The 13,438-nt window shown below is 30.6% G+C and carries 10 protein-coding genes and 1 riboswitch; all 10 genes read right to left on the bottom strand.

Annotated features, from left to right (window positions below; all coding sequences use genetic code 11):
• Positions 1–29 precede the first annotated feature (29 nt).
• Complete coding sequence (locus COL3_RS00375; protein WP_008426731.1) at positions 30–1,178, bottom strand: PLP-dependent aspartate aminotransferase family protein; 1,149 nt, start codon at positions 1,176–1,178, stop codon at positions 30–32.
• 123 nt (positions 1,179–1,301) lie between these two features.
• A riboswitch (SAM riboswitch) is annotated at positions 1,302–1,419 on the bottom strand.
• A 108-nt stretch (positions 1,420–1,527) separates the two neighbouring features.
• Positions 1,528–2,799, bottom strand: coding sequence for an ABC transporter permease (locus COL3_RS00370; protein WP_008426729.1), 1,272 nt, complete (start codon positions 2,797–2,799; stop codon positions 1,528–1,530).
• A complete protein-coding gene (locus COL3_RS00365; protein WP_008426727.1) occupies positions 2,790–3,527 on the bottom strand; it encodes an ABC transporter ATP-binding protein in 738 nt (245 codons plus the stop codon). The genes COL3_RS00370 and COL3_RS00365 overlap by 10 nt, the downstream gene beginning before the upstream one ends.
• A gap of 12 nt (positions 3,528–3,539) precedes the next feature.
• Positions 3,540–4,967 (bottom strand): efflux RND transporter periplasmic adaptor subunit, encoded by a 1,428-nt coding sequence (locus COL3_RS00360; protein WP_035283981.1) that lies wholly within the window; start codon positions 4,965–4,967, stop codon positions 3,540–3,542.
• A 385-nt stretch (positions 4,968–5,352) separates the two neighbouring features.
• Entirely contained in the window at positions 5,353–6,555 is a 1,203-nt protein-coding gene (locus tag COL3_RS00355; RefSeq protein WP_008426722.1) for a CapA family protein, read from the bottom strand.
• A 92-nt stretch (positions 6,556–6,647) separates the two neighbouring features.
• Positions 6,648–8,063 (bottom strand): methyl-accepting chemotaxis protein, encoded by a 1,416-nt coding sequence (locus COL3_RS00350; RefSeq protein ID WP_008426720.1) that lies wholly within the window; start codon positions 8,061–8,063, stop codon positions 6,648–6,650.
• Between the two features lie 411 nt (positions 8,064–8,474).
• Positions 8,475–9,476, bottom strand: a complete 1,002-nt coding sequence (locus COL3_RS00345; RefSeq protein WP_008426718.1) for a LacI family DNA-binding transcriptional regulator — start codon at positions 9,474–9,476, stop codon at positions 8,475–8,477.
• Positions 9,477–9,795: 319 nt separating this feature from the next.
• Positions 9,796–11,322 carry a 4-alpha-glucanotransferase gene (malQ, locus tag COL3_RS00340; protein ID WP_008426716.1) on the bottom strand — a complete coding sequence of 509 codons (1,527 nt, stop codon included), beginning with the start codon at positions 11,320–11,322 and terminating at the stop codon, positions 9,796–9,798.
• Positions 11,323–11,672: 350 nt separating this feature from the next.
• On the bottom strand, positions 11,673–12,572 hold the full coding sequence (locus tag COL3_RS00335) for a carbohydrate ABC transporter permease (protein ID WP_008426714.1): 900 nt from the start codon (positions 12,570–12,572) through the stop codon (positions 11,673–11,675).
• A complete protein-coding gene (locus tag COL3_RS00330; RefSeq protein ID WP_008426713.1) occupies positions 12,572–13,438 on the bottom strand; it encodes a sugar ABC transporter permease in 867 nt (288 codons plus the stop codon). The genes COL3_RS00335 and COL3_RS00330 overlap by 1 nt, the downstream gene beginning before the upstream one ends.

The following is a 13,438-nucleotide window of genomic DNA, read 5'->3' as shown; positions in this document are numbered from 1 at the left end:
TCATTCATTATTAATCATTCATTTTTCATTTATTTACCAATAGCATTTTCTAAATCATTTATTAAATCATCAACATTCTCTATACCAACTGATAATCTAAGTAAATATTCATCTACACCTAATCTTTTCTTAATATCTTCTGGAATTTCTGAATGGGTTTGAGTTATCGGATATGTAATTAAGGTTTCAACTCCGCCTAAACTTTCAGCGAACCTTATAACTTTAACGCTTTCTAGAATCTTAGCTACTAGTTGCTTATCTTTAACTCTAAAAGATAAGGTTGCTCCAAAGCCCGTTGCTTGTTTTTTATTTAATTCATATCCTTCGAAATCCTCTAATCCCACATAATAGACCTTTTCTACATTAGGATTGTTCTTTAAGAAGTTTGCTATTTTTATTGTGTTTTCTTGTGACCTGTCTAACCTTATATGCAAGGTTTTTAGGCCTCTTAAAACTAGCCATGAATCAAACGGAGATAAGGTTGCGCCAGTTGACATGTGAATTCTCCTAAGCTTTTGTAAAATTTCTTCATCATTTCCAACTATAAAACCAGCCAGTAAATCATGGTGCCCACCTAAAAACTTTGTTCCACTATGTACTACCAAGTCTGCACCTAGTTCTAGTGGTCTTTGATAATAAGGAGTTAAAAACGTATTATCTACAATTAGTAGTAAATTATTTGCTTTTGTTATTTCTGCAACTGCCTTTATATCCGTAACCTTCATCATCGGATTAGAAGGAGTCTCTATAAGAACGGCTTTCGTATTTTCTTTTATGCAATTTGCTATATTTTCAATCTTTGTCGTATCAATAAAGGTAACTTCAAGACCAAAATCTTTAAAAATATCATCAAATAATCTATATGTTCCTCCATATAAGTCATCAGATAAAATCACATGGTCCCCGGATTTAAACAAGTGTATACAGGCAGTAATTGCTGCAACTCCTGACGAAAATCCTATTGCTGATTTTCCACCTTCTAAAACAGCTAATGTTTTTTCAGCTTCTTCTCGTGTAGGATTTTGAGCTCTTGCATAATCATATCCTGTGCTATTATTAAGTCCATGATGCTTAAATGTTGCGGCCTGATATATTGGATAGCTTATTGCTCCTGTAGCTTTATCTCCACCTGATACTCCACTGACTGCAATTGTTTCAAAAGATTTTTTTAAAGTCATTGTTTTGCCTCCTTTAGTTTATGTTTGCTTAATGCTTTGCAGATAATAGTAATTAAAAAAAGCCACTTCAAAAATAAGAAGTGACTTTGTAGCCATACTATAAGTTCTAATAAGACTTAATTCCTCTCATTTTTCAAGATATTCTCTTGCAGGATTTAGCACCAACGAAAAAATTTATATGAAATTTTTTTCAGGTTGCCGGGCTTCAAAGGGCCAGTCCCTCCACCACTCTTAATAAGATTAACTTATCCAAATATTTATTTGTTAATACTAATTATACATAGTTAAATTCACTTGTCAATAAATAATAGTAAAATTATCGACTTTCTATGTGATTAAAATAGTAAATTTACTCATATCTTAAGGCTTCAATTGGATCAAGGCTTGCTGCTTTTTTCGCTGGATAATATCCAAAGAAAACACCTATAGCCATTGAAAAAGTAAAGCTTACTAGGATTGTTGGTATAGATATTGATATTGGTGATTTTAATATCAAGCAGGCTATTATCCCCATTCCTATTCCTAATATTATTCCTATTGTCCCCCCAATTGAACATATTATAACTGATTCAGTTATAAACTGCATTTTTATATGACTGCTTTTAGCACCAAGAGCTTTTCGTGTCCCAATTTCCCTAGTTCTTTCCGTAACTGATACAAGCATTATATTCATTACTCCTATTCCTCCTACGAGCAATGCTATAGCCGCAATTACAGATATTCCTAAAGATATCATACCAAGTACTGATGTAATAGATTCTGCCTGATTTTGGAGGTTAAAAACTTGTAACTCCCAATATTTATTGTTCTTATATAACTTATCAGTATATTTTTTTATATCCTTAACAAGCTTATCCGAATCAACATTAGCCTTAGGTTTAATCATGAAATAACTATAGTTTTTAGTCTTTTGTTCCGATTTTGCTGTAGTTACTGGAATATACAGATTAGATTGGATATCTTTTTCTTTAGCTGCAGTTCCTCCCCCTTCAAGGAATGAAGGCGGTTCATACTTATATATGCCCACAATAACATATGTTTCAATACTATCTTGGACATAAGCTTTAATTTCTTTACCTAAAGGATCAGTCTTCCCTTTAAACATATTATTAACAAGCTTATCCGAAACAACAGCTGTCTTTTTCATTCCTTTAATGTCTTTATCAGAAATAAATCTTCCACTAATCATTTTAACATTGCTAACATCTTTATACTCATCATTTACCCCTGTAATTGCCACATTGGCATATAAGTATCCGTCTTTTACTTTCCCTTGACCAGTATTTGCTTCTATACTCACATTGCTAATTCTATCGCTAAACGCCTCTTTAATAGAATTAACTTGATCTAAAGAAATAAGATCGCTATCTTCTGGGGATTTGCCTGAATACCTTTCCCCTTCAGAACCATTGTCACTTTTCTCTCTTACTTGGACGTACATATTATTTGCACCTAGTTTATCCAACTCTCCTGACACTTTTGCAGTAATTGCATTTCCTATAGAAACAATTCCTATAACAGCTGATATTCCTATAATAATCCCAAGCATAGTTAATAACGAACGCATTTTACTTGATTTTATACCTGCTATTGCAAGTAATATATTTTCTTTTATAAACATATCTCTTCACCACTTGGAAATTTTCTTACATAATTGTCATTGTACTTATCAGATACAATTTTTCCATCCTTTAATGTTATAATTCTCTCTGTTTCTTCTGCCAATTCATAGTTATGAGTTATGAAAACAATAGTCTTACCTTCCAATTCATGAACCTTGTGAAATAAATCCATAACTAATCTTCCTGTTGCAGAATCAAGAGCTCCAGTGGGTTCATCTGCAAGTATTATACTTGGATCATTAGCAAGCGCCCGTGCAATAGCTACTCTTTGTTTTTGCCCACCTGATAATTCATTAGGTAGATGCATCATCCTATCTCTCATTTCAACAAGCTCTAAAAGTTTTCCTGCTCTTTCTCTTCTTTCATGTCTATTCGCTCCATAGTAAAGCATTGGTAGTTCAACATTTTTCAAGGCTGAGCTTCTTGGTATTAAGTTATATGTTTGAAATACAAAACCTATTTGTTTATTTCTAACATCCGATAATCCATTATCTGTTTTTTCATTAACATTAGTACCATCTAAGAAATATGTTCCGGCTGTAGGCCTGTCCAAAGCACCTATAATATTCATTAAGGTACTTTTTCCAGACCCAGATGCACCAACTATGGATACAAATTCACCCTTTTTTATTGTTATATCAATATTCTTAAGAATGTCTAATTGATTGGGAGTTCCAACATAAAAACTTTTGACAATATTCTTCATTTCTATTATATTATCATTCAATAAACTCACCCCCTATTTTATTTGAACTTTATCTCCAACTTTACAAGTTGAAGGGTCGTCAATCACTATAATTCCATCAGTAATTCCGTCACCTGAAATCTCTACATTAAAATCTGATTCAAGGCCTATATTTACTGGTACTTCCTTAATTATATATTCATTTGGATTTTTACCACTCTTTTCTGCCACATATATGCTTTTACTATCATTATTTTGAACTATACTTTCAGATGAAACTGCATAGATATCAGACTTTTCACTTGTAATAATATTTACTCTTGCACTCATACCAGATCTCATATTCTCATTTAAATCGTTGATTTTAATTTTAGCTTCAAAAGTTGCATCAGAACTTGTCCCTCCGGATTGGGTTCCAGATGTACTTTGACCTTGGCTTTGAGAAACACTTCCTTTTTTAGCTGCTGGTGTGACGCTTATTACTTCCCCAGATATAATATCTTCCCCTGTTCCGTCTGTTTTTATTTCTACTCTTTGACCGGCTTTAATATTTGCTATATCAACTTCCTTAATTGAAGCAGTTATTTCCAGGTCATCCAATTTTTCAATTTCGAATAAAACTCCGCTGCCTGAATTTCCTACAGCAGCATTAACAGCAGTAACTGTTCCATCAGTAGTTGCTTTTATTGTACAATTTTCTAATTGTTGTTTTTGCTTTTCAAGTCCGATCTCCTGACTATTATTATTAACTTTATTTAGTGCTGTCTCATAATTAACTTTGGCTGTATTTAAAGATTGACTAGCTTTAACTTTTGCATTTTCTAATGCTACTGAGGCTTTTTCATGGTCTGACTTTGCAGTCTCATAATCTATTTCAAACTTATTTAAGTCACTTTGAGTAATTGCTTCTGCATCATATAATGCTTTATTATTTTCATATATTTTCTTCTTATCATCTAAGTTGATTTTTGCTAATCTTAAAGTTTCTTCTGCATTTTTAACCTCTGTATTAGAATTACTATTATATAAGCTTAACTCATCATCATAAGCCTTTTTTGCATCATCTAGCTTAATTTTATCGTCAGCTTCTGCTGCTTTAACTGTAGCTTCTGTCTGCTCAACATCTTTTTCTAAATCTGCTGAATCTAATATTGCTAAAACATCCCCCGCTTTTACCTTATCTCCAGCCTTTACCTTAACCTCTTTAACTACATTACTTAATGTACTATATATGTTCACAGTATTTTCACATTTTATTTCTCCTAAAACATTAACACTGTTTACAATTTTCCCTTTTGAAAGTACTGTGTGTTTAATTTCAGGTGCCGGTTTTGGCATTATAAGTCTTACAACTGTAAATGATAATATCACTATTAATGCAATACCTATGAATATTACCTTTTTGCTTGGTCTCTTTTTCAATTTAAAACCTTTAACGCTAATACCTTTAGGTTTTAATTTTTTAATATCTAATTTTGGCATATTTATTTTTACCCCCACTGTTAATAACCTTCTTTCACTTATCCAATAATTAAGATTTCTAATACTGTTGTGTTAAAAGTATTTCCTCCTTTATTTTCGCATATTATGTACTTATTTAATAAGATACACATAACCATATTTTTATTTAATAATCATATTTTTCCTATAATATTTTTTAAGTATAACACTGAGACGTTAAATTATATCTTAACAAAACATTAAAATTTTCTTAATCCCATATAAACAATTCTTAAAGATAGAAATCAAAAACAAAAGACACTTGGTAGTATCCGGAATAAAATCTTAAGTATATATTCCTAATACTATTAAGTGTCTGCTTCATTTTTGCCTCTTTTAATTTGATTATATATAACTGCTAAAACTATTATTGAGAATTTAATTTAAAAAATTCCCCATTAATATTGCCATTTAAAGTTGGAGATAATTGATTTAGAGTTTTTAATATATTAGCTTTATTTTCGCCAGCTGCTAAAGTTGGAATGTAATCATTTCTATCATTTCTCGACGATATCATTGCAGGGAGTACCTTATATTCAATATCTATTAATTTATCATTCTCAATATTTATCCTAGCTTGAAGTATAAATGTCCTCTTATCTGGAGGATTTGAGTTTCCCCCAAAACAAAAATTTCCCATAGAATAAGCTATAAGCTTGCCTTTGTAATTTTCCATGCTTTGAATAACATGGGGATGTGATCCTATAACTGCATCGGCACCATTGTCAATGGAAAACCTAGCCAAACTCTGCTGAACATCATATGGTTCGTATGTTCTCTCTATTCCCCAGTGAAAATAAGGAATAACAACTTCTGCTCCTTGCTTTCTTAATTCACTAATATCACTTACTATCTTTGCTTTTAGATCTTTCGAAAATTCCCAACCCGTATATCCTAAGAATCCAAATTTAACGCCTTTAATATCCTTTAAAATTTTATATCCTTCCCCACAAACATCAACATTACTTTCCTTTAAGGTATCAATAGTATCCTTTGCACCTTGACTTCCATAATCATAAATATGATTATTAGCTATCGTAACCCCATCTATAGATGCCTGAGTTAGAATGTTAACATATTCCTTAGGGCCTTTAAAGTTATAAAATACATCTCCATCTTTATTGGCCTTCACATTTGAATCTGTAAGCGTAGTCTCTAAGTTTACTAATGTATAATCATCTTTTTTAAATATTTCTGAAACATTTTGCATAAAATATGAATAGTTTTTCCCACTTTTTATAAATGCTGCTGGCAAACTACCCTCATATGCAAATTTAGTATCGGTTCCTAAAGTAAAATCTCCTGCAAAAGACAATAAAATCTGTTTTTTAACTGGTTTTTCTACAATAATTTCTTCTTGATTATTCATCTCAGATAGATTATTTTCCTCGGTACTAACTTGCTTATCATTTTCACTCGTTTCATTTTTATGCATAATCAATATATTTCCGCTCTTTAAATATATTCCGAATGCACTAATAATAAATATAGTTGTAATAACTAATATTATATTTTTAATACCTCCATTATGCTTTTTCTCATACCTTCGCTTAATACCTCTTTTATTCATATATAATCCCCTAATTTTTAGACTTGGAGTTATTCTTATACAAATACTAGCATATTATGCTTTAGGTTTCTACAAATATAATTTTATTTAAACTATATTTTATATACGTTTATTACGTCCTTAAGTTCTTCCGCAATAGTAGTTTGTTCATTAATAGCTTTAACTATATTGCCAACCTGACTTGTAACTTCGTCCACATTTCTTTGTATATCTTGGGATTTACCTGCTGTCTCTTCAGCATTTAAGCTAACTCTATTTATTCCTTGTGTAATTTGTGTAATAATTTCTTCAATGGTCATACTTGTATTTTGAATCTCTTCTGCCATATTAGTAATTAGTCTTGAATCATTTTCGTAACTTGTCGCAGTTTCTATTAACAATTCATAATCTTCATCAACATCTTCTTCTAAGAAATTTAATAAATCTTTGCTGTGTTCACTTAAATTCTTAAATGCACCATGTACTTCCGTAATGACCTTTTTTATTTTATCAACTGCATCAGTGCTTTGTTCAGCTAATTTTCTAACTTCATCAGCGACTACTGCAAATCCTTTTCCTTGCTCCCCAGCTCTTGCTGCTTCTATAGCTGCATTAAGTGCTAATAAGTTAGTTTGTTCTGATACTCCAGCTATTACATCTGCCATCATTTTAATATCTTGAACCACTTTACCTTGTTCAATTGCATGGGTAATATTCTCTATTTTCTCTGCATATATTTTTCTGGCATTTTCTGCTGCTGTTTGGCCTTTTTCCTTAACCTTAACCGCTTTACCTCTAATAATTTCTGCTGATTTATTATCTGTCACAGCAAGTTCATTTAATCCTGATACGACACTTTTTATTTCAAATGTAGATGCATTAACCTCTTGCGATACTGCACTTAATTGCTCAACTTCTCCAGAAATAATTTGTGTAGAAGAATTCACTTCCAATATTCTATTATCTATGCTTTTCATTATTTCGTTGAGATCTACACTAGATTTTATTAATAATTTTGCGTATGAATATATATTTCCAACCATTGCTCTATTGGCATTTATTGCATCATTTAAACTTTCTATAACGTCCCCAAATTCTTTGTCATAATTTCCCGCAAGTCTAGCTGTTAAATCACCTTCTCTTAATGAATGAGAAAGCTTGCTCAAATCTTTTAATGGGCTAAGAATTCCTCTAATTATTATAATTGCAAGAAGCAATGTAACTATAAATCCAATAATTGAGACTATAATAGCTATATTGCTAAATTTACTTACCGAACCTTGAAGTGTTGTAATTGATGCTCTCATGTTTTGTTTTGTGATAGCTTGAACTGCTGCATTATTGATTACTTCTTGGGTTGATCCAAGCTCTACAAGCACATTTCTCATTTGCACAACGCAAACGCTTGCTATAAATGTCATAAAGCTTAACACTATTATATAACTTATTATTATTTTAGTTTTAAGACTCTTTCCAATCTTCCTGGTTTTCCTTTTATTGGTCTTGTCTTGTTCCTTCTTTGTTTTCATTGTACTCCCCTCTTCCACAGTAGACTTTTATATAAGAAATATATATTGACAATACATGTTTTAAACAACACTAATTTACTTATAGTTATCGCGTAAAAATCTTTTGCAATGATGCATGTTGAATTTTAATTTTTCCTAATATATTTAAGACTGTAACGTTGTTAAACGTTAACAATATTATAGACTATTTTTTTCATAATTACCATGACTAATTATGGAAAAGTGTAATTAAAAGAATTCTTTAAAACTAAAAATATTTTAATTATAAAGAATTCCTTTCATATTATATTAGGCAATTAAAAAATAATCTGCAAAATAACCCGCCATCTTCAGGGTAAGTGAGTCATAAAAATCTCCTTTTATTTGCAATCGCTTGCGAATATATCAAAAAAACATAAATTTATTTAATCTCTACTTAAATGACTCTCTTTTTACCAACTTAGTATCAATAATATAATGGTCTGTAGTTCTTTCGTTACTTTCTAAAAAATCTATTAAAATTTTTGTGGCATAGTATCCAAGCTCTGCTGAATTGATATCTACTGATGATAAAGGTGGACTCTGAAATTCATCCAATGGATTGTTATTAAAGCCTATTACATCAATATCCTTAATATTTCTCTCATTTAGAACTTTAAGTGCACCAAAGGCTAGTACATCATCCTCTACTATTATTGCAGTTGGATTAGAACCTTCTAATAATTTAATAGTCCCGCTTCTTCCTTCTTCCTCATTAAAATCTTTCACCATTACAACACTATTTTCTTGTATTGAAATTCCATTGATCTCACAGGCTACTTTAAATCCCTTAAATCTATCTTTTGTTACATTCCATTCCTTCTTTGCTCCTAAAAAAGCAATAGATTTATGTCCCTTTTTTACGAGTTCATTCACTAAGTTATAAGTAGCTTGAAAATTATCATTATCTACCCATAATAAATCCTCTGTCTCCTCAGGCCGTCCTATTACTACAAAAGGAAATTGCATTTCTTTTAGGAATTTAATACTTTTATCATCACTTCTAGCACGTAGTAAACAAATGCCATCCACTAAATTACTTGTTATAAAATTATTCATATACTCTAGTTCTGTCTTTTCATCTTCGCTAAATGCATAAGTTATATAATATTTTTTATTTTGAGCATATCTGCTCATTCCCTTCATTGCTTGAATGAAGAATGTGTTAGTAATCAAATCTTGTGCTTCATTTGGAACAACCACTCCTAAAATCCTGCTTTTCTTATTAGCAAGACTTCTTGCAATTGCATTTGGCTTATATTTCAGTCTTTTTATTGCTTCTCTAACTTTTTCTTTAGTCTCTTCACTTATTTGTGAACTATCAGATATAACTCTAGATACCGTGGATGGTGATACGTTTGCTTCTTTTGCTACTTCTTTTATTGTGACTTTCATATCCTCTGCTCCTTTCCATATTAATAAACTATTTTAACATTTATTTCAAACATAATATTATTTATTCCAACATTTTAAATTAAATAGTACTAATATTTTTAATATTATCATATTTATAATAATGTTACAAACAGTATATTATTTAGTTTTATTAGACAATACATAAACATCTTATATATCATTTTTAACTAAAACTTTTAGACAAATATTGAGAAACTTATAAGAAATAAGTAAAAATTAGATTCTAAATAATTTTCATATAATATACAAATAATCTCTACAATATTAATATCGTAAAGATTATTTAGTAAAGGTTATATTAATTTAATAAATTCTCAGCCAATTCCACTTTGCTTTCTTGCCTACTTCTTCCATAAAGCTTAGTAATCTTATTAATTTTTTCAGCTAGCTCGTCGGTAATTGATGTTTTCTTAACTCTCCATCTCCAATTATTGCCAAGTGTTGATGGTAAATTAATTCTAGCTTCATTTCCTAAATCCAGAAAATCCTGCATTTGAGCTATTGCAGTATCAGCAATACTGCTCCAGGCTCCTCTTACAAAGCCCCAGTTATAGCCTTCTTCTTTATTTAACCCTAAGTACTCCATTGCATTTTTCACTTGTTCTTTCGGAGCAGTTGTCTCCATCCATCCTCTAACAGTGTCATTGTCATGAGTACCTGTGTAAACAATAAAATTCTTTTCATAGTTATGAGGTAAAAAAGGATTTTCGCTACCTGAGTCAAATCCAAATGTTAATATTTTCATTCCTGGGAAACCTGTATCATTCCTTAGCTTAATTGTTTCTTCAGTTAACGTTCCTAAATCTTCTGCAATTATATTTACATCTCCAAGCTCGTCCTTAATTGCATTAAATACTTTTATTCCTGGTCCCTTAACCCATTCACCATTTTCCGCTGTCGTATCACCATAAGGAATTGACCAATATGATTCAAATCCTTTAAAATGATCTATCCTAAGAACATCATATAAATTTAAACTTTGTCTTATACGGTCAACCCACCATTTGTAATCCGTTTTCTCCATGTAATTCCAATCATAAATTGGATTTCCCCATAGTTGTCCAGTTGCTGAAAATATATCTGGCGGACAGCCGGCAACTTTAAGTGGTTTTAATGTCTTTTTATGAAGTAAAAATGCTTCAGGATTTGCCCATACATCAGCACTATCTTCTGCAACATATATAGGCATATCACCGATTATTTCGATGCCTAGTTCATTCACATATGATTTTAATGCTTTCCACTGTTTATAAAATTCATACTGTAAAAACTTCCAATACTCTATTTCATTACTTAACAACTTTTTATACTTGGATATAGCATCTGGCTCTCTTAGCCTAATATCTTCATCCCACGTTTGCCAGCTTTTTAAATCAAAATGATTTTTAACTGCCATATAAAATGCATAATCTTCTAACCAATAAGCTTCTTTTTCTTCAAATTCTTCTAATTCCTTCAAACCTTTTAACTTATAATTTTCAAAGGCTTTTTTTAATACTTTAAATTTTTCTGTAAATATTACTCCATAATCTATATCTTCAGAATTATCACCAAAATTAATTGATTCATAGTCTTCCTTACTTAACAATCCATCTTTCTCTAGTATATCAAAATCTATAAAATATGGATTTCCAGCAAATGCTGAAAAAGACTGATATGGTGAATCTCCAAAACTTGTTGGGCCTAAGGGTAATATTTGCCAATACCTTTGTCCCGCTTTTTTTAAGAAATCTCCAAATTCATATGCTTCATTACCAAATGTTCCAATCCCATACTTTCCTGGTAGAGAAGCAATGTGCATAATAATACCACTACCTCTATTCATATTTTCCTCCTAATTCGACTTTTGTTCTGAATTTATTTTGCACGAAAGGCCTTAATATCAGATATTCTTTAGGCAACCGCTTGCGCTACAACCTATAAACTAGCTATTGATGACTTATAACAAAATATGAATCATATATTGCTATAGTAAAAATTGAGAGACTATCTCAAAAATATTTCTTAGACCTTCTTAATTTACAGGTTTCTTAACTAAAATTTAAATTATATACCTGCATAGGCCAAATATATAGTTATAAGACTTATTGATATAGGTTAAATTTTGATTAAAAATCCTTATCTAATCATTTTATATTTAAACTTTTATAATAGTCTCTCTATTTTTCTCGATAACTATTTTATTGACCCTTGAACAATACCTGCGATTATATGTTTTTGAACAAAGAAATAGAATATAATTATTGGTATTATTGCCATAACTAAAGCTGCCATTGCAAGTTCCCATTGCTTTGAAAATGCTCCAAAGAAATTATTCATAGCTAATGGTATAGTTCTTAAATCTTTGCCTAATGTTAAGAAAGGTAATAAGAAGTCATTCCATATCCATATGCTATTTAATACAGCTACTGTAACAGTAATAGGCTTTAACAATGGTAAAACTACCTTTGTATAAGTTTGCCATTTACTACATCCATCAATAGTTGCAGCTTCTTCAACTTCTTGAGGTATACCTTTAATGAATCCATGATATAAGAATATGCTCATACTTACACCAAATCCTATATACATAAATATCAATCCATAATATGATCCTATCATCTTAAATGGTCCTAATTGAATTTTACCCATCCACTTTACAAGTGGTAACATTACCGCTTGGAATGGAACAATCATTCCGGCTGTAAATACATAAAATATTATTTTACTCTTTTTAGTTTGATCACGTACTAATAGCCAAGCAGCCATTGAAGAAAATAGAAGTAATAATATTACACTGCCAACAGTTATTATCATAGAATTAACAAAAGAACTTACCAAGTTCATTTTATTAGCGGCGTCTATATAGTTACTGTAATTCCACATTTCTGGTAATCCTGTGGTATTCGCAAAAATTTCTCTTCTTTGTTTAAATGAGTTAATAATCATTAAATAAAATGGCACCATATATAATATTAGTAACAACCATGCAAACACTTCTAATAGTCCTAATTTACCTGTATAAGTATCTAGAGTTTTTAACTTTTTGTTTGATTTAGTTTTTTGTGCAGTATCAACAGCTTTATTTGCTTCCATTATGCCTCTACCTCCTTCTTCTTATTAAAGTAAACTTGTGTTAAAGAAATAGCAGTTACAAGTATAAAGAATATAATGGCTTTTGCTTGTCCTATCCCCATATTATTCAATACAAATGCTTCCTTATATATATTTAAAGCTAACATCTCAGTAGTTTTTGCAGGTGTTAGGGAGAAATTTAAATCAAATAACTTAAACGAGTTTGCCAAGGTTAAGAACATACAAATTGTTATTCCTTGTCTTACCATAGGTATTGTTATATTCTTAAACGTATGCCATCCATTAGCTCCATCAATATGAGCAGCCTCTATTAAATCAGCTGGTACATTTTCAAGTGCAGCTATATATATAACCATTATATATCCTGCATATTGCCATGTTGAAACAATTAACATTGCAAACATTGCTGTAGTTGGCTCTTGTAACATTGATGTTGCAAGCACTTTACTGCCTAAATTTTGTCCTACTCCTGTAAATACCGAATTGAACATAAATTGCCATATAAATCCTAAGATTAATCCTCCAATTAAATTTGGCATAAAGAAACCTGTTCTTAAAAAGTTACTAGTTTTTAACCTTCTTGTAACAGCATACGCTAACCCAAATCCCACTAAGTTAATGGTTATTACGCTGGCAATCGTATATAAAATAGTTATTTTCAAAGAATATATAAATTGTTGATCATCAAGAAGACTTGAATAGTTACTTATTCCTACAAAATTATATTGTGGACTAGCACCATTCCAATTTGTAAATGTATAATATATACCTATTATAAATGGTATTATTACAACCATTGTTATAGCAAACAAAGCAGGTCCAACAAATATCCAAAAATCTCTATTAGCTTTTGATATTTTACTCAT

This window comes from Clostridium sp. LS, assembly GCF_002760435.1.
GTDB lineage: Bacteria > Bacillota > Clostridia > Clostridiales > Clostridiaceae > Clostridium.
Note: the sequence above shows the minus strand (reverse complement) of the source record. Positions and strands in the feature narration are given on the sequence as shown.